Source organism: Salinicola sp. CPA57 (assembly GCF_003206035.1).
Taxonomy (GTDB): Bacteria; Pseudomonadota; Gammaproteobacteria; order Pseudomonadales; family Halomonadaceae; genus Salinicola; species Salinicola socius.
On sequence record NZ_PZJR01000011.1, the window covers coordinates 404,896 to 422,958 of the forward strand.

Sequence of the window (18,063 nt, forward strand, 5' to 3'; positions counted from 1 at the left end):
CTCATTTAGCCCCAGGTAGACTCGTGCGAGAGCCCGGTCCTTTCCTCAAGTGTTTTCGCCTCGTTTGGCTCTGGCTCGCTAGGTCGTGGCCAGGTTCTGACCGACATCATGACAGTGGATCACCGAAACGCCGCGACCCGAAAGGGGCGCGGCGTTTTCGTGTCCGCAGGTCGAATGTCCCGGCGCGAGCTCAGGTTCCGTTAAGCCACCGACGAGTATTCTCGGCGAGATGATTGTGATTCCGGGTTGAAATTGCCTATGCGAATCATTTACATTTGCTATCTCGTTACCAGTGAGGCTTTTCCGTGTACGTCTGTCTCTGTGTAGGGGTCACCGACCGCGATATCGAAAATGCCGTTTCGGACGGCGCTCGCAGCTGGCGCGAAGTGCGCGAGACGACCGGCTGTGCCGGCCAGTGCGGCAAGTGTGCCTGCACCGGCAAGAGCGTCATGCGCGAGGCGATCAGTCAGGAATTGACGATGGATCTGGATCTCGCCTACGCGGTCTGAGCCGGGTTCTCGCGCTCGGCGCCGTGCTTCCCATTGATTCCGCTTGGTTTCCACGTTGGCTGCGACGCCGGGAGTCGTCATTCGATAGCGCGATTCGTTATCAGCCGTGTTCTCATCTGCCAATCGATTGCAGATGAGAGTGTGTCGTAACCCACTGTAATACTTGTTATTTATTCTTCCCCTGAGGGATACTGCCGCTATCGGATCGACGCTGCCAGTTGTGGTAGCGTGATTCATGCGGGAGTGCGTGGCCAAGCGTGCCTCCCATCGCCGACTATCAATCACTCGATCCCAGTGGCTCGAGGCAGTGAGGAGAACACGACAATGAAAGGCGACGCCAAGGTCATTTCCTATCTCAATACGGTGCTCGGCAACGAGCTGGTCGCGATCAACCAGTACTTCCTGCACAGCAAGATGTACAAGGACTGGGGATTCAGCGTGCTGGCCAAGTGGGAGTACGAAGAATCGATCGAAGAGATGCAGCATGCCGACCGGCTGATCGAGCGCATCCTGTTCCTGGAAGGTATTCCCAATCTGCAGGATCTCGGCAAGCTCAACATCGGCGAGAACTGCCAGGAGATGCTCCAGAGCGATCTCAAGATCGAGCACAAGGCCCGGGCCGACCTGCAGGAAGCGATCCCCTACTGTGAATCCGTCCGCGATTACGTCAGTCGCGATCTGTTCATCAAGATCCTCGACGACGAAGAAGAGCACATCGACAAGCTGGAAGCGGAGCTGGGCCTGATCGACAAGGTCGGCATCCAGAACTACCTGCAGAAGCACATGTTCACGACAGAAAAAGAGTAATCCGCCAGCGGTTGGCGAATGCGCAACCGTTGCTGTCGTCAACGACAGGCGCTGGTAGCGATAAGCGCCGATAACGAAAAGCTTCGATAACGAAAAGCCCCGATGTCAGCTCGAGCCGACATCGGGGCTTTTTTCGCGCACTCGCTGCGGGTGTCTCGAACTCAACCCAGATCGTTGACCAGCAGCGCCTCGACGGCCGCGATGCGGGTTTTCAGTGTCTCGTCGTCGCTGGCCAGCACGGTGATATGGCCGATCTTGCGGCCTGGCCGGGGCGCCTTGCCGTAGTCGTGCCAGCGGGTGCCGGGCAGGGCGAGCACGGCGTCGCGCGCGGGGAAGGCGCCGATCACGTTGAGCATCGCGCACGGCGCCAGGCGGTCGGTCTCGCCCAGCGGCAGCCCGGCGATAGCGCGCACATGGTTCTCGAACTGGCTGGTCACCGCGCCTTCGATGCTCCAGTGGCCCGAATTGTGAACCCGCGGCGCGATCTCGTTGGCCAGCAGGCCGGCGGCGGTGACGAAGAACTCGAACGCCATCACCCCGACATAGTCGAGCTCGTTCATGACCCGGCTGGCGTAATCTTCCGCCTGCGCCTGCAGCTGGTGAGAAACCTGCGGCACCGAGCAGTGCAGAATGCCCTGGCGGTGCTCGTTGCGGACCACCGGCCAGTATCGGATCTCGCCATCGCGACCGCGCACGGCGATCACCGAAATTTCATGGTCGAAATCGATGAAGCCTTCGAGAATCAGCGGCACGCCGCCCAGCTCGTCGAACGTCCCGGCGACGTCTTCCGGCCCGCGCAGCACTTTCTGGCCCTTGCCGTCGTAGCCCATGGTGCGGGTCTTGATCACCACCGGCAGACCGATTTCGCTCACTGCGGTATCGATATCGGTCTGGCTGTCGATCCGGGCGATCGGCGGCACGTCGATATCCAGCGTGCGAAACAGTGATTTCTCCAGCCAGCGGTCCCGCGCCGTGGCCAGCGCCGAGGCGGGCGGAAACGCCGGGCGCTGCTCGGCCAGACGCTCGACGGCTTCGGCCGGCACGTTCTCGAATTCGAAGGTGATGGCGTCGCAGGTCGCGGTCAGCGTGTTCAGCGCTTCCGGATCCTGCCAGTCCGCCTGGAGATGCTCGCCGTGCGCAGCGGCACACGGCTCGCTGCCGGGATCGAGGAAGGTAAAGCGTATGTCCAGCGGGGCGCCTGCCTGGGCGAGCATGCGCCCGAGCTGACCGCCGCCGACGATGCCGATTCGCATGGTCACTCCTGGTCTTCGGGTCGAGGATCGGGGTTGTCGAGCACCTTGCGCGTCTGCTCGGCGCGGTAGGCTTCCAGCGCTTCGCGGATGCGCTCGTCGTGATTGGCCAGCATGGCGGCGGCGAGCAGGGCGGCGTTGATCGCCCCGGCGCGGCCGATCGCCAGCGTCGCGGTAGGAATGCCGGCCGGCATCTGGACGATGGAGAGCAGCGAATCGACCCCGGAGAGCGTGCTCGACTTCACCGGCACGCCGAGCACCGGCAGCCGCGTCTTGGCGGCGCACATGCCGGGCAGGTGGGCCGCGCCGCCGGCACCGGCGATGATCACTTCCAGGCCCCGGTCGGCGGCGGTCTCGGCGTATTCGAACAGCAGATCCGGCGTGCGGTGGGCGGAGACCACCTTGGTTTCATGCTCGATACCCAGCTTTTCCAGGGTCTCGACGGTATGGCAGAGAGTCGACCAGTCCGACTTAGAGCCCATGATCACGCCGACGCGTACGCTCATGCTTCCTCCCGTGGGAAATGATTCGCCGGCCCTTGTTGTGGATATCATCGTGTGGATTGTCGGGCCGTCGTTTGGAAAGCAGCGAATTGTACGGGAATCCGGAGAATCGATCAGCCGTAAAATCTTTCTTGCAGGAAACCGTAGCCCGCCGACGGCACTTAGCGGAACGCCTTCTCCAGCGCGAACCGCGACACCGGTTCGTCACTGACGCTGACCTGCTCGCAGAACATGGCGAGCGGGCGCACCCACAAGCCATAGTCGCCGTAGAGCGCGCGGTAGACGACCAGCCACTCCTCGGTCTCGCTGTGTTGGGCCACGTCCAGCACCTCGTAGAGCTGGCCCTTGTAATGGCGATAGATGCCCGGCACCGGCTTGTGGTGTTCACTCATGACGAACTCTCCTGAGTCTCGACTGGCGTTTCGGTCGCGGCGGCTGTTGCTTCCGTCGAGATTGTCCGTGCCGTTGTGCTCGGCTCTGACGTACCAGTTTCCGTGTTCGGCTCTGCCGTCACTGATGCTGTTGCACTTTCGGCCGCTCGCCTGGCCTTGTCGGCCAACCGGGTCAGCACGCGGCCGGCGGCGACGAAACCGAAGGTGCCGGTGACCACGCTGACCGCACCGAAGCCGGCGGCGCAGTCGAGCCGAGTCGCCTGGCCCGGCGTCGGTTTCTGCAGGCAGACCTCGCCATCGTCGCCGGGGTAGACCAGCTGCTCGTCCGAATAGACGCACTCGACACCGAAGCGTCGCTTGGGATTGCGAGAGAAGCCGTGATCGCGGCGCAGTTTCGAGCGCACCTTGGCCAGCAGCGGGTCGTGCTCGGTGCGGGTGAGATCGGCCACGTGCACGCGGGTCGGGTCGCTCTGGCCGCCCGCGCCGCCGGTCACGGTGATCGGCAGCTTGCGCCGGTTGCAGTAGTGGATCAGGGCCGCCTTGGCACCGACGTGGTCGATGGCGTCGACCACGTGATCGGCATCGGCTGGAATCCGCTCGGCGAGATTGGTCGGCGTGATGAAAGCCGCGTCGGCGTGTATCTCGATACCTGGCCAGATCGCGCGGCAGCGCTCGGCCAGCACCTCGACCTTGGGCTTGCCGATCTGGCCGTCCAGCGCGTGAAGCTGACGATTGACGTTGGAAACGCAGACATCGTCCAGATCGATCAGGGTCAGCTTGCCGATGCCGGAGCGTGCCAGCGCTTCGGCACTCCAGCTGCCGACGCCGCCCACGCCGATCACGACCACATGCGCGCGGCGAAACGCGTTGGCCGCACGGGTGCCGTAGAGCCGGCGGATGCCGCCGAAGCGGAAATCGTAGTCGTCGTTGTCTCGAGTCTCGGTCAATTCGGTCATGGGCTCTCGATCATAAAGGGATGTCGATCGGTTCGGCATGCTCGGCGGCGCTGGCGCCATCTTCCCACCGGGCACCGTTCTGCGTCAGATGCGCCTGCCAGCCGAACCGCGTGAGCAGGTCGGAAAAAGAGTCATCGGAGGCCGCTTCCAGCGTCAGCTGACGGCCCTCGAACGGGTGGCGGAACTGCAGCGTGACCGCCGACAGCAGCAGATGCGGGCACTCCAGGTGATCGCGAAAGTAGCGATTGTGAATGCCCTTGCCGTGCTTGGCATCATTGATGATCGGATGCCCGCAGTGCGCCAGATGGCGTCGAATCTGATGGCGCCGACCGGTTTCCGGCCGCGCTTCCATCAGCGAATAGCGCGAGTGCGGATAGCGATCGATCGCCACCGGAATCTCCACCGTCGCCAGCCGCCGGAAGTGGGTCAGCGCCGGATGCGCCGGCATTTCCGCCTTGGGCCGAATGCCGTCTTCCTCGCGCAAGGGCGTATCGACGCTGATCGCCTCCGGACCCCAGCCACGGACCACGGCCAGATAGCGTTTGGTCACCCGATGCTCGGCAAATGCCAGGGTCAGTGCGGCGGCCGCTTCGCTGTCCAGCGCGAACAGCAGGACGCCACCGGTGGGGCGATCCAGCCGATGAACCGGATAGACGTGCTGGCCGATCTGATCGCGCAGCGTCTGTAGCACGAAGCGGGTTTCCCCGCGGGCCAGCGCCGTACGATGGACCAGCATTCCCGGCGGTTTCACGACGGCGATCAGGCGCGCGTCGCGATAGATCACCGCCAGCGGCGCAACAGGCGCGGTTGTGGCAAGCGTCGCGATCATGGATTGACCAGGGAAGTCGGGTAGAGCGCTATTGTCGGGGCTGACGCGGGCGATCTCAAGGGCCGGGCATCAGGGCTGGGCATCAGGGCTGAGTAAGGCTAGCCTCGGGATTGCAAACGAACCACCGGAATGAGCCTGCGTCCATGAGTGATATCGATTTCCCGCATCTGGTCGTGCTGACCGGTGCCGGCATCAGTGCCGAAAGCGGTCTCAAGACCTTTCGTGATGGCGATGGCCTGTGGGAGAACCACCACGTCGAGGATGTCGCCACGCCGCAAGCCTGGGCGCGAGATCCGCAAACCGTGCTGCGCTTCTACGACGAGCGCCGCGAGCAGACCCGCCGGGCGCAGCCGAACGCCGCGCATCGGGCACTGGCCGAACTCGAGGCGGCAGGATTTCGGGTCAGCGTGGTCACCCAGAATATCGACGATCTGCACGAGCGCGCCGGTTCCCGCCATGTGCTGCACCTGCACGGCGAGATTCGGCTGGCGCGATCGTCCGTCGACGCCAATCTGCGCTACCCGGTGGATGAGATCTCGACGAACGGCACCATCGCGCTCGGCGATCTGTGTGACAAGGGCAGCCAGCTGCGCCCGGACGTGGTCTGGTTCGGCGAGGCCGTGCCGCGTTATGCAGAAGCCTGCGACATCGTCGCCGATGCCGATGCGCTGCTGGTCGTCGGCACGTCGCTGGCGGTGATGCCCGCCGCGCTGCTGTTGGAACAGGCACCGTTCGATGCGCCGTGCTGGCTGGTCGACCCTCACGCGCGCGAGCTGGCGCCTGCCGGCGTCAGTCCCATCGCCGAGTCGGCCAGCCGCGGCGTGCCCACACTCGTCGCCCGCTGGCGAACGCAGGGTGGTTTTTCCGCCTGACGCGGTGACATTCCTGACCGGCCACCGTGCCCCGCGCCGCTTCCTGCCTTTTGCCTATTTAGTCGAGGCCCGTGGTGCGGCAAAATAGCGCGCCCGGTCGCTCTCGGATCCGCTTTGGTGTCCGGTTCGACCCCAACAGAGCCGCTCGAGCGGCCCCGGCTCGCCAGATCGGCAAGCCAGACTCTCGCTAGGACACATCATCATGTTTGAACGCATCAACCGGCTGTTCCCGGTCTGGGCCGTTTTGCTGGCCGTCATCGCAGCCTTCGAGCCGCAGTTGTTCGTCGGGCTGAAGGCGGATATCACGACCCTGCTCGTGGTGATCATGTTCGCCATGGGACTGACGCTTAGCCGCGAGGATTTTGCCCGGGTGGTCAAGGCGCCCAAGCCGATCGCTGTCGGTGTCGTGCTGCAGTTCCTGATCATGCCGGCCGCCGCGCTGCTGGTGTCGCGCTTGCTGGGGCTGAGCCCGGAGCTGACCACCGGCATGATCCTGGTCGGCGCCACCGCCGGCGGCACGTCTTCCAACGTGATGACCTGGCTGTCCGGCGGTCACGTGGCGCTCTCGGTGTCGATGACCATGGTTTCCACCGTCATCTCCGTCGTCGCCACGCCGTTCATCACCTGGCTGCTGGTCGGCCAGAGCATCGACGTGCCGGTCGTCGGCATGCTCCTGAGCATCGCCAAGCTGGTCATTGCCCCGATTGCGCTTGGCGTGATCGTGCATCACCTGCTGGGCGCGCGGATCCGCAAGATCGAATCGGCCCTGGCGACGCTGGCCATGGCCGCCATCGTGTTGATCATCGCCATTGTCGTCGCGCTCAACGCCGGCAATCTGGCAACGCTGGGCCCGATCGTGGCGATTGCGGTCATCGCCCATAACAGCATCGGCCTCGCCGCCGGCTACTGGCTGAGCCGCGCACTGGGCTTCGATATTCGCACCGCGCGCACTATCGCGTTCGAGGTCGGCCTGCAGAACTCCGGCCTGGCGGTCACCCTCGCCAATCAGTTCTTCACCGCCGGTGCCGCGCTGCCGGGCGCGCTGTTCTCGGTCTGGCACAATGTCTCCGGTTCGCTGCTGGCGGGTTACTGGAAGCAGCGCGGCGTTCCCGCCAAAGGCGCGACGCCGCAAGCCAGCGAGAGCATCGGCCGCTGAGATAACGTCAGATGTTGTCTCAATTCCGGCGTCAGCAAGGCGGGGCGTAGTGCTAGAATGCGCGCCCCGCTTTTTGTGCCCGAGATAGCCGATCCATGCGTGATGATGCCGAACTGACGATCGAACCCCGGTCGTCGAGCGAGACCCAACAGCCGAGTGCCGACGCTCGGCGCGACGCGGCTGGAGAAGACGCGAACCCGCCGCGCCGTGAGTTCAAGGCGCGGGGCAGCTTCGTCGAACGCTGCGACGGCTGTCGTCTGCCGGTGCTCAACTGCCTCTGTCCGTATCGGGTAACGGCGACGAGCGACGCCCAGGTATGGCTGCTGACGCATCCCTACGAGCACAACAAGCCTACCAACACCGGGCGCCTGATCGCCGATGTGCTGCCGCTGACCCAGACCTTCACCTGGTATCGCACCGCACCGGAGGCGCGCCTGCTCGAACTGCTGGCGGACCGGCGCTACGTGCCGTTCGTGGTTTTTCCCGATGACCAGCCGGACTATCAGCATCGCGTGGTCGACGAGCGTGCGGTGATCGGCGCCAAGCAGGATGGCTTCATCCCGGTGTTCATCCTGATCGATGGCACCTGGCGTCAGGCGCGGCGGATCTTCCGCAAGAGCCCGTATCTGGATGGCCTGCCGGTGCTGCCGCTGCATACGGATCGATTGACGCGCTACCGGCTGCGCAAGCCGGCTTCCGCCTCGCACCTCTGCACTGCCGAAGTCGCCGCCGAACTGCTGCGCAAGACGGGGGATGTCACCGCCGCCAGTGTGCTGGACGACTACTTCGACGCCTTCAACGAGAGCTACGCCGCGAGCCGCTTCTATCACAAGCTCGAAAAGCCCAACGCCGCCATGCAGCGTCTGCTCGACCGGCGAGCCACCGGTTCCACCTACGCCTGAATCGGGCTGACCGTTCTTTCCGGGACCAGGGCCGAGACGGCCGAGTTCTGGCCCCTGATCCTCCTGCCCGCGGTGCGGACGTGGCGGGGCGGCAGACGGCTGTCGTTGTTTTTCTCGTGGCCTTTTCCGTCTCCTTTTCTCGTGGCATGCAGGAATGCGAGGATTGATAAATTGTTATGATATAACGTATTGTGTCGTTGGCAGGTAAGCCCATACGTGAGTCAGAAACAGAGAATCAATCGATGAAATTATTATCAGCGCAGAGCGCGGGCGTGGTGGCGATCGGTTTGTTGGCAATGGGGAGCTGGCAGACGGCGCTCGCGGCGGACCATGATCATGATCACGACCATGAGCACGGCGATCACGGACACAGCCATGCACACGGCCACGACCACGACCACGACCACGACCAGGATATCCACGCAGGCTACTTCGACGACGACCAGGTCGAGGATCGACAGCTCTCCGACTGGGCAGGGGAGTGGCAGTCCGTCTATCTCTATCTTCAGGACGGCACCCTCGACGAGGTATTCGCCCACAAGGCCGAGCACGGCGACAAGAGCGCAGACGAGTACAAGAGCTATTACGAAGAGGGTTATAGGACCGCCGTCGATCGCATCGTGATCGACGGCGACGAGGTCACCTTCTATGAAGGGGACGAAGCGCATACCGGCGAGTACGCCTACGACGGCTACGAGATACTGACCTACAAGGCCGGCAACCGTGGCGTGCGCTATATCTTCGAGCGGGAAGGTGGCGACGAAGACGCCCCGCAGTACTTCCAGTTCAGCGACCACGCCATCGCGCCCACCGATGCGGATCACTACCACCTCTACATGGGCGATGACCGCGAGGCGCTGCTCGAGGAAGTCGTCAACTGGCCGACCTACTACCCTTCGGACCTGAGCGGTGAGGAAGTCGCCGAGGAGATGATGGCGCACTGATCGTCATTTCGGGCCTCGCATCCGAGGCCCGAGCAATGTTATCTTCTGCGCCGTGCGCCCGAATAGCTCAATTGGATAGAGTACCGGCCTTCGAAGCCGTGGGTTGCAGGTTCGAGTCCTGCTTCGGGCGCCAGTCCCTCGCTCCCGCGTTGACGACCTTCCGCAGTGACGACTTTGCTCGCGAGCTGCGGATATGCAGCGATATTCGAGACACTCTCTTCCCCGCCGTTTCTCCACATTCCCGGTCCATGCGATACCCTCGTGGTATAGCGTATGGTCTATGGCCCGTTCGAATTCGAGCGCTATACCAGGACGCCCGTGGCCCCCCGCCAGCTCGAGAAACCCAGCCCGTACCCCGAAGCTCAAACCCTAGGTAAGGCGGGCGTGGCCGGCGCAAGCCACCAAGCGCGGTACTGATGGCTTAGGGGGCCGGCATGCCGGGGGTGGTCAGGCTGAAATGACGGGCCTCGTCGAGCAGCCAGTCGATGAACTCGCGAATCCCTTGCGGCGGCTTGCCGTTGTCGGGGATGACCAGTTCATAACGGAACGGAGACGGCAGCATCCATCGATCGCCGAACGGGCAGGTCAGGACGCCGCTGACCAGGCGATCCGCGACCACCGGCAGGCTGGCGAGGATCAGGCCGCGACCCGCGATGACCTGATCCAGGGCGAGGCCATACAGCGAGTAGTGACGCAGGGTCGGAAGCGGCTGCCCGGCCAGGCCCGCCGCGGAAAACCAGTCTCTCCAGTTCGGAAAGCCGCCACTCCCGGACGTCGACCAGCAGACATCGAACAGGGTGTGTGCCAGCAGGTCGCGTGGCTGCTCGATGGGCCGGTGGTCGAGCAGTGTCGGCGAGCAGACCGGGACCAGTACATCCCCGAACAGTGGCAGCGTGCTGACGCCGGGCCAGGGCGGCCTGCCGTAGCGCAGTGCCAGACGGGCGTCCGTATCGTGCCAGCTGGGTTCGCTAAGCGCCTGGCTGGCGTCGATCGAAATCTCCAGCTGGCGGTGGCGGAGTTCGAAATCGGCCAACCGTGGCAGCAGCCACAGCTGGGTGAAAGAGGGTGGTGCGCTGAGCAGCAGACGGGTGACGTCAGGCGTGATATTGGCGATCGCTTCCATGCCGGCCGCGATACGTGCCAGACCGGCATCGACATCCTCGGCCAAGCGTCTTCCGGCGGCCGTGGTTCTGACACCGTTGGCATGGCGCTCGAACAGCGTCACCGCCAGACGCTCCTCGAGCTGCTTGATCTGACGGCTGACCGCCCCAGGCGTGACACCCAGTCGGTCTGCCGCCACCTTGAAGCTGCCCTCGCGAGAGGCTGCCGCGAAGGCACGCAGGCCATTGAGAGGCAGGCGTTCGATCTTCATGAGTTGAGTTTTCCTGAGCCTGGCCCTGCAAGATAATCGCTTGGCGGCCCAGGCGGCAAATGGTCCACTTCCCGACCTGATTCATCGGATTTCCAGGCACGGCGCAGATAGCGCCGGTGCCTGTGTGAGCCGTATCGAGGGGGGAGGTCCCATGTCTTGTTCTTCCGCATCATCCACAGCCGGCGCGGCGTTACCGACGCGTCGTGCCATCGATGTGCCGGCCGGCGCAGCCATGGTGCTGTTCTGTGTGGCGCTGGGCCTGCAGCAGGTGGCGATCAAATCGGCCGCGGCGGACATTGCGCCGCTGAGTCAGATTGCGCTGCGTTCGATGCTGGCGGCCATTCTCATATGGGGGCTGGCGGCCCTGCGAGGCATCCAGTGGCGTGATTTCGTGGCGAGCCTCGGGCCAGGGATACTGGTTGGCCTGGGTTTTACCTTCGAGTTCGTGTTCGTGGCATTGGGGCTCCACTACACCACGGCATCTCACATGTCGGTCTTCCTGTATACCGCGCCGGTATTCGCGGGCCTTGGGCTGCATTTCCTGGTACCTGGAGAACAGCTGGCCAAGCGCCAGTGGTGGGGCATGGCGCTGGCCTTTGCGGGCCTGGTACTCGCCATGGCGCCCAGCGGCGAGGGCGCGAATGCTGGTGCCATGTTGGTGGGGGATGTCTTCGGTCTACTGGCGGGCATGAGTTGGGCGGCCACGACGTTGGTGCTGCGGCGTACTTCACTCTCGGAGGCGCCGCCGCTGCAGACCCAAGGTTATCAACTGCTGACCGCAGGCGTGCTGTTGTTGCCGGTGGCGCTGTTCAGCGGCGATCTTGCGGCGATACGATTCAGTTGGATCGCCGTTACCAGCCTGGCCTTCCAGACGCTGGTGATCTCCTGCGCGGCGCTGTTGCTGTGGTTCGCGCTACTGCGCCGCTACTGGGCGTCGCAGCTGGGGGTATTCTCGTTTCTGTCGCCCATCTTCGGGGTGATGTTTGGTGCACTACTTCTAGATGAAGCGCTGACCGTCAGTTTCCTGGTCGGCGGAGCCATGCTGTTGGCCGGAATCGTCACTGTCTCACGCGGTTAACCCTCAACGACCCCGTTCGCGGCGTGCTCCAGTCCGCGTATCTCGGTGACTACGCGTTCGGCCCGAGCCAGGGCGAAGGACTGATGGCAGCCGCCGCCTGAGCACGCCCCTTGGGTCGTCAAACCCTGGCGTCGGATGGCCGTGCACAACATGACGAACTGGACTTGCAGCAACTCTCGTCATTCGGCATGTTCTCGGGAATCGAAGGCTTGTTTGCCTTGTCTGGATCCGTGTTTCGCCACGCCACCCATGCCTCGGTCGAGACCTGCCAAGCCGAATGCAGGAACAGCGCCGCAATGGCCAGACCGACCACCACATCGGGCCAGACCGTACCGGTCACGCCAACGGCTATTGCAGCTAGCACTACGCTGGTATTCGCGATGAGATCATTGCGCGAACAGAGCCAGGTCGAGCGCATGTTGAGATCCGCCGAGCGATAGCGCAGCAGCATGATGAAACAGACCGTATTGGCGGCCAGCGCCAGCATACCCATGATCCCCATCGCGCCGGCCTCTGGCACGCTGCCGACCACGCTCTTGTGGATCGCCTCGGCAATGACCGCTAGACCGAATACGAACATGAACAGGCTTTTGACCAGCGCTGCGCCGGCTCGCGTTCGATCACTTCGGTTCAGCGCGTATAGCGTCAGCACGTAGACGGTCGCGTCTCCGAACATATCGAGCGAGTCCGCCAGTAGCGCCGTCGATCCGATCAGCCAACCCGCCACGAACTCGATCACGAACATCGAGCCGTTGATACCGAGTACCCAATACAGCACCTTGGCCTGCGCGCCCCGTAATTGCGCCAGCTCGCCAGCCTTGTTCTCGCAGCAGGAATCCATGCCAGTGCCTCCTCGAATGATTGGCTGATAGCATGAAGGTTCTAGCCGCTATAGGGTCAAGCATCATGGAGTCCCGGATAACCATCGGTCAGCTTGCCAAGGCCACCGACACCAAGGCGGTGACCATCCGTTATTACGAAAGCGCGGGGCTACTCTCGCCGGTGACCAGAACGGAGGGTGGCTATCGCCTCTACACGGATCGTGAGCGGGATCGCCTGATCTTCATCAAGCGCGCCCGTCATCTGGGGTTGAGCCTGGAGGACGTGAAATCGTTACTTGGGCTCGCCGATGACGAAAACGCACCGTGCCGACAGGTCGATTCGATCATCCACGAGCAACTGGAGCGGGTCAGGTCGAGGCTGAAGGACCTACAGCAGCTGGAGCGGGAACTCGACCGGCTCGAGCAATGCTGCCAGGCGGACACGGTGGCCGACTGCAAAATCATCGAGTCGCTCTCGCGGTGACAGCGACGAGTGGGTGACCGCGTCCTTGTGGCCACCATCCTGCCCTTATCTCGCCGCAACCTGCCGGCGCGCTGTCGACTCCCCGCCCCGCCTGCGCGCTAAATGGGTCGGTTTTGATGCAGAGTTGCAGAGGGCGCCAAGCCGCGCCGTTGCTGGGCCGGTGGGACGATTTGCCACCTAAAAAAACGATGCGGAATGATGCATTTTGTAGCGTACTCGACTAAAGGCGGGGCGAGTTAGATAGAGAAGTGAAACTGATTGTGGCAGATTGATACGGAAGGTGTTCTTAATAGCACCTTAGAAGTCTTCCGCGTTCCGGCTCAGAGCGGCTTGGTGGAGAGGGGTGGGAGTTTCTCTCTCATTAGAAAGTGGCTTCACTTACCGCTGAGCATTTAATAGTTTTAATTAAGGAGAGAGGCATGGGAATTAAGCCAGGACCTAAAAGAACTGCTAAATCGACAGGAGAGCCAGATAAGCGTCAACGTGACAACAAAGGCACTCCCGGGAACACGCCATCACTCAAACCCCACAAGCACAAAAAAGGTGATTAGTACAGTGACCGGCAGGTACAGTCCGAGGGTTTCCAAAAGCCCTCGGATAGCTCTAGTTCCAGAGCTATTGATTAATAGCTCGTCTCAGATTACAAGAAAAGAGTTGCGTTCGTAAAGAGGTGTCGACTGACGTCTATCGTTTGTGCTTTAGCAGTCTAGATCTACTACAGTTTATCTAGCCCACGTCGGCTCCTTTTAAGATAATAACATTAACAGAAGTCAGTCCCGTCGAATAATTCTATAAATAATTTTAAGGATGGTGATATGAAGTTGGATGTGAGTTTAAGCAACTGCTACGGGATAGGTGAGTTGAAGTATTGTTTTGACTTCACTAATAGCAGTGGATACGCGATCTATGCGCCAAACGGCTTCATGAAGACTTCGTTGTCAAAGACTTTTGATGATCACGCTAAGGGCAGAGACTCAGAAGATCTTATCTTTCCTGACAGACCCACAACAAGGATGCTCACGGATGATGATGGGGTGAGCATCTCAGCGGATTCTATCTTTGTTGTAGAGCCCTATAATCAGGAATTCTCTTCCGAACAAACCTCGCTTTTGCTAGTGAATTCTGAAATAAAGCAACAATATGATGATGCTCTGAAGCAAATCTCTGATAAGCTTTCAGCATTATTAGGCAAGTTAAAACAACTTTCAGGCTTGACTGGTCGTACAGTTACGCCGGAGACTGAACTCTTAAAGGTATTCGGTTCGAGTAATATTACTGATCTACTGGATTCGCTGAAGGATGATATTGATCAAGCTCGCAGTAGCAATCTTGCCGACTTAGTTTATGCTGAGATCTTCAATGATAAAACACTCGCATTGCTTGAGTCGGGAGCGATCAAGGATCAACTAGAAGAGTATATACAGCGCTATGATGATCTGGTTTCCAAGTCAGATGTCCTTAGTAAGCAATTCAACCATTACAGCGCTAGTGCTATAAACAAACAGCTTGTTGATAACGGTTTTTTTGCGGCAAGGCACAGCGTAAATCTGCACACTAAGGATGGTAAGGAAGAGATAACTTCTTCAGATCAGCTAAAACAAAAAGTTGAGAGTGAGCGGCAAAAGATTTTTGCGGATAAAGATCTTGCAGCAAAATTTGATGCGATCGATAAGAAGATTCAGAATGCTGATTTAAGGAAATTTCGAGATTATCTATATGATAACAAGGAAATCCTGCCTGAGCTGAAAAACTTTAAAGAATTTCAAAAAAACGTTTGGGTTGCCTATCTTGCTACCCAACAAGATCTCTATGATCAGTTCTTGATTCAATACACGGCAAGCAAATCAACTATAGATAGAGCTGTAAAGCAAGCACGGGAAGAGCGGACCCTTTGGGAGCAAGTTGTTGCAACTTTCAATAAGCGATTTTACGTGCCTTTCAAAATGTCTGTATCAAACCAAGAGGATGTAATCCTAAAAGGGATCAAGCCTTCTATTGCTTTCAACTTTTCTGACGGTGACCGAGAAGGCGATGTTCTCCGAGACTCTTTGTTGAAAGTGCTTAGTCAAGGTGAAAAACGTGCGCTTTATATCTTGAATATTCTCTTTGAAATTCATTCTAGGCAAAGTCTTGGGAGGCCAACAATTCTTTTAGTAGATGATATTGCGGACTCATTTGATTATAAAAATAAATACGCGATAATAGAATATTTAAAAGACATAGTTCGTTCAGGAGTTTTTTATTGCATTTTTTTATCGCATAATTTCGACTTCTATCGTAGTGTGAGTGGAAGGCTAAATCTGAGGCGCGAATGTAAACTCACAGCCTTGAAAAAAGGTAGAGATATAAAGTTAGAACAAGAAAGGTATCAGAACAATCCGTTCATTTTTTGGAGGAATAATCTTCAAAATTATTCATGTTGCATATCGGCCATTCCTTTTGTCCGTAATCTTGCGGAATATTGTGGTCATGATAACGACTACCAGGTACTAACTTCACTTCTTCACATTAAGAAGGGTACAGGCACCATCACCCTTGATGATCTATGTCAAATTTATAAAAAAATATTGACTGGTAAAACGGAATTGATATTGTCTCCTCCCGATCGGCCAGTAATTGATGTTATTTTGCAGGAGGCTGACTCGATTTCCGTGGAGGATGGTGAACATGTTGAATTAGAGAAGAAAATTGTTTTGTCAATCGCTATACGCCTACTTGCAGAAAGACACATGATCAGCCGCATCAACAACCAAGCTTGGGTTGATGGTATTACTAAAAATCAAACTATAGAACTCTTGAATGAGTATGCAAGGGCCGAAGCTGGAACACTGGAAGAGATTGAGAAGTTGGATCAAGTGAATCTTATGACGCCCGAGAACATCCACTTAAATTCGTTCATGTATGAACCGATACTTGATATGGGGTCTTCTCATTTAAAGGCGCTGTATTTTGATATGAAGGCTCTTGTGTGAATTAATATTTTCAAAATTTTGATCTTTTTGTATTTAACTGGATTTAGTTCACGCTACCTTCCGCGAAGATATCAACAACTAGCATTAGTGGCTCACTCGTTAGAAATGGGTATGTCGGAGAACTGTTTTCGGAAGCGAGGGGGGGGCGGACCAAGTTTGCAAAACAGACAGCTGAGGGGCTGGGGCCTAATGCGCAGTCTTGCTCGAAATCAACAGTGGAGAGACTACACCCTTTCAGATATGGGAGGCAGGCTCACCCAATCGATAAGCGGTTCTAGCGTGGGCCGCCTTAAGGGGACAAATGTATTCAATATGGAGGGAGGCCCTCCGATTGCATTACCATGGCATATGAAATGGCATATATTTCCTTCAACCTATTTAATTTCTCTATATAAAACATATGCCTAGGCGCTTTTTCTAGTCCTGCTTCGGTCACCAGTTAGCTTTCCCATTCTGACGCGGCGCTATCGGGAAATTAGATGGAGTTAAGACTGCTGCTCAAGCTAGCAGGCGCTTAATAGAGAATCAAACGACTTTAAGTTGACAGTGAAAGCGCGGTCCCACGTTAGCGATGCCTTGTTGCTCCACCTACTTCAGAAGTTCTGACGTTGCAGGAGCAGCGGGACGGGTTGGAGGCCTTCGACAGATCTGATCCATATTCAACGGCTGCTGGTGCAGAGAGTTTTGTCTTTCACCCAGTAGGAATCCCAGCCAGACCCTTCTGTCATCTCCGAACAGTGAGAGTATCCCCCGTGCCAAATGAGGGGGACTGTCAGGAGCGACAACGTACCTCCGACACCGAGGGAACAAATCAGACTCAACGCTACGGACCATTTGAGCGTTTTAGCGAAGAAAGGTTTCATCTCAGATGGAACCAGAACCCGTCTATAGAACAATGTCGACCAACCCGCCATTCCAAGAAAATAGCTTCCAGGTACTCCGCCAAGCAAAAAGAGTGCACCATAGTTAATATTGACGACCGATTTTTGAGTCAATAGTTCGATTAAAGAATAGGCTGCGCGAGGAAAAATTAATACACCGACAACAAAGCAAAACAATGCCATTATTAGCGCGGCTACAGCTTCAAGTATGGTTCTCGATCTTTTTTTTGCATCAAATCTTTGCTGCAGGGAATGTCCCGAGCTATTTTGCTTGAAAAACATCAATCAGTTTCCCATCATATTTTTTAGAAGTCTCATGACACTGTTTGACATCGCTTCGGACTGTATTTGTCGCGAATATGCCGCTCGCCCTAGAACTCCAGCGTCCCCGCTTTTCTCAATTAGTGTCTCCAGCCTTTCATCAGATTGGCGTACACTGGCTGCGAGTCCCCTACGCATATGAGCCATCACTTCATCTAAATTCTGCGACAGGTCATCGAACTGCTCCGCAGTCCAATGGCCTAATGGGCCAGTGTTGTACTCCATCCATTCAAGCACTGCAGCTGTGCCCGCGCGAACTTTGTCTTTCAACTGAAATTCATTATCCAGTATGTTGAGCCCCCAACCCACCGCAGCTCCGACAAAGACAAAAGTCGCGATAGGAGCAAACGCAAAGGTTGCAGTACCAGCAGCAAAGCCGTAGAAAAATGTGGCGAGTCCCGCAGCTACGGCTCCCTTTCCTACCTCGGTGATAATTCCTCCTATCAGATCGGAGAAAGAGTGGTCATCTTCGACTAGCCACAGGAAAACCTCGAGGGCTACACCGATGAACAAGGCAACCTTCATTCCTCCCCAGATTGTCGGTTTTGCCGCTGCAGTCCCGTCTCTACCGATTCCCGCTTCTATGATCTTTGGATTATCAGCTCGGTAGCGCGTCCCGGTTAGTAACGTGCGCTGAGCTCGATCACCCTTAATGATGACGTAGGTTTGGCCTCGGGTTGTTTTTTCATAAACCTCAGTGAACAGGCCGTTCAGCATGCTAGCCGGGCGATACACGTCTCGGTAAAAATCGCGTGCCCCGAGGCCTGCTGGCAGTGCCCAGGAGCTGTTATATAGCGGTTCCACTACGTTGCTGGCCAACCATTCAGGCGCACTGGGCCTGCTCTGCAAAGGCGAGGGAGGCTCCATGGCCGCAGAGACGGGAGTGCGGTTGAGTGGTATCTCGCACATCACTGAATCGAAGTGTTCTTTCGTCAGGATGGAGATGTACTCCATGTTCTGATCCAGTTGCTCGCCAGCAGCTTCGAGTTGCGCTCTGGTAACTGTCATGTACTC

Annotated in this window: 18 protein-coding genes and 1 tRNA gene; 10 read left to right on the top strand and 9 right to left on the bottom strand. The window is 58.3% G+C overall.

The features are described from left to right. Positions 1-305: 305 nt before the first annotated feature. Positions 306-509 carry a (2Fe-2S)-binding protein gene (locus DOM36_RS14080; RefSeq protein WP_110643449.1) on the top strand — a complete coding sequence of 68 codons (204 nt, stop codon included), beginning with the start codon at positions 306-308 and terminating at the stop codon, positions 507-509. Between the two features lie 324 nt (positions 510-833). Then, positions 834-1,316: a bacterioferritin gene (gene bfr / locus DOM36_RS14085; RefSeq protein WP_075562680.1), complete on the top strand. Its 483-nt coding sequence runs from the start codon at positions 834-836 to the stop codon at positions 1,314-1,316. A gap of 161 nt (positions 1,317-1,477) precedes the next feature. On the opposite strand, the gene DOM36_RS14090 is transcribed toward bfr, so the two are convergent. The 5 genes from DOM36_RS14090 to DOM36_RS14110 form a co-directional block, all read right to left on the bottom strand. Then, positions 1,478-2,569, bottom strand: a complete 1,092-nt coding sequence (locus DOM36_RS14090) for a 5-(carboxyamino)imidazole ribonucleotide synthase (protein WP_110643450.1) — start codon at positions 2,567-2,569, stop codon at positions 1,478-1,480. 2 nt (positions 2,570-2,571) lie between these two features. Then, complete coding sequence (purE, locus tag DOM36_RS14095; RefSeq protein ID WP_075562678.1) at positions 2,572-3,072, bottom strand: 5-(carboxyamino)imidazole ribonucleotide mutase; 501 nt, start codon at positions 3,070-3,072, stop codon at positions 2,572-2,574. Between the two features lie 158 nt (positions 3,073-3,230). After that, positions 3,231-3,461 carry a DUF1653 domain-containing protein gene (locus tag DOM36_RS14100; RefSeq protein ID WP_075569653.1) on the bottom strand — a complete coding sequence of 77 codons (231 nt, stop codon included), beginning with the start codon at positions 3,459-3,461 and terminating at the stop codon, positions 3,231-3,233. After that, the gene (gene tcdA / locus DOM36_RS14105; RefSeq protein WP_110643451.1) at positions 3,458-4,417 is read right to left on the bottom strand and encodes a tRNA cyclic N6-threonylcarbamoyladenosine(37) synthase TcdA; all 960 of its coding nucleotides are present in this window, start codon (positions 4,415-4,417) and stop codon (positions 3,458-3,460) included. Before tcdA ends, DOM36_RS14100 begins: the two co-directional genes overlap by 4 nt. A 10-nt stretch (positions 4,418-4,427) precedes the next feature. Continuing rightward, positions 4,428-5,246, bottom strand: a complete 819-nt coding sequence (locus tag DOM36_RS14110; protein ID WP_110643452.1) for a pseudouridine synthase — start codon at positions 5,244-5,246, stop codon at positions 4,428-4,430. Positions 5,247-5,389: 143 nt separating this feature from the next. Between DOM36_RS14110 and DOM36_RS14115 the strand changes: the two genes are divergently transcribed. The 5 genes from DOM36_RS14115 (at position 5,390) to DOM36_RS14135 (ending at position 9,253) form a co-directional block, all read left to right on the top strand. Further along, a complete protein-coding gene (locus DOM36_RS14115; protein ID WP_110643453.1) occupies positions 5,390-6,118 on the top strand; it encodes an NAD-dependent deacylase in 729 nt (242 codons plus the stop codon). Positions 6,119-6,314: 196 nt separating this feature from the next. Then, positions 6,315-7,274, top strand: coding sequence for a bile acid:sodium symporter family protein (locus DOM36_RS14120; RefSeq protein WP_279626530.1), 960 nt, complete (start codon positions 6,315-6,317; stop codon positions 7,272-7,274). Positions 7,275-7,369: 95 nt separating this feature from the next. Further along, positions 7,370-8,176: a DTW domain-containing protein gene (locus DOM36_RS14125; RefSeq protein ID WP_075569657.1), complete on the top strand. Its 807-nt coding sequence runs from the start codon at positions 7,370-7,372 to the stop codon at positions 8,174-8,176. Positions 8,177-8,418: 242 nt separating this feature from the next. Then, the gene (locus DOM36_RS14130) at positions 8,419-9,120 is read left to right on the top strand and encodes a metal-binding protein ZinT (RefSeq protein WP_110643454.1); all 702 of its coding nucleotides are present in this window, start codon (positions 8,419-8,421) and stop codon (positions 9,118-9,120) included. 56 nt (positions 9,121-9,176) lie between these two features. Then, positions 9,177-9,253, top strand: a tRNA-Arg gene (locus DOM36_RS14135). Positions 9,254-9,541: 288 nt separating this feature from the next. On the opposite strand, the gene DOM36_RS14140 is transcribed toward DOM36_RS14135, so the two are convergent. Continuing rightward, on the bottom strand, positions 9,542-10,492 hold the full coding sequence (locus DOM36_RS14140) for a LysR substrate-binding domain-containing protein (RefSeq protein ID WP_110643455.1): 951 nt from the start codon (positions 10,490-10,492) through the stop codon (positions 9,542-9,544). A 151-nt stretch (positions 10,493-10,643) separates the two neighbouring features. Between DOM36_RS14140 and DOM36_RS14145 the strand changes: the two genes are divergently transcribed. Further along, positions 10,644-11,570: a DMT family transporter gene (locus DOM36_RS14145; RefSeq protein ID WP_110643456.1), complete on the top strand. Its 927-nt coding sequence runs from the start codon at positions 10,644-10,646 to the stop codon at positions 11,568-11,570. Between the two features lie 118 nt (positions 11,571-11,688). Here the strand turns inward: DOM36_RS14145 and DOM36_RS14150 are convergent, their stop codons facing one another. Then, positions 11,689-12,411 (bottom strand): cation diffusion facilitator family transporter, encoded by a 723-nt coding sequence (locus DOM36_RS14150; RefSeq protein ID WP_110643457.1) that lies wholly within the window; start codon positions 12,409-12,411, stop codon positions 11,689-11,691. Positions 12,412-12,476: 65 nt separating this feature from the next. On the opposite strand from DOM36_RS14150, the gene DOM36_RS14155 reads away from it, so the two are divergent. After that, positions 12,477-12,875 (top strand): helix-turn-helix domain-containing protein, encoded by a 399-nt coding sequence (locus tag DOM36_RS14155; protein ID WP_110643563.1) that lies wholly within the window; start codon positions 12,477-12,479, stop codon positions 12,873-12,875. An 815-nt stretch (positions 12,876-13,690) separates the two neighbouring features. Then, a complete protein-coding gene (locus DOM36_RS14160) occupies positions 13,691-15,847 on the top strand; it encodes a hypothetical protein (RefSeq protein WP_110643458.1) in 2,157 nt (718 codons plus the stop codon). A 659-nt stretch (positions 15,848-16,506) separates the two neighbouring features. On the opposite strand, the gene DOM36_RS20135 is transcribed toward DOM36_RS14160, so the two are convergent. Next, complete coding sequence (locus DOM36_RS20135; RefSeq protein ID WP_157958652.1) at positions 16,507-17,010, bottom strand: hypothetical protein; 504 nt, start codon at positions 17,008-17,010, stop codon at positions 16,507-16,509. A gap of 3 nt (positions 17,011-17,013) precedes the next feature. Next, positions 17,014-18,057 (bottom strand): hypothetical protein, encoded by a 1,044-nt coding sequence (locus DOM36_RS14165; RefSeq protein ID WP_157958653.1) that lies wholly within the window; start codon positions 18,055-18,057, stop codon positions 17,014-17,016. Positions 18,058-18,063 lie beyond the last annotated feature (6 nt).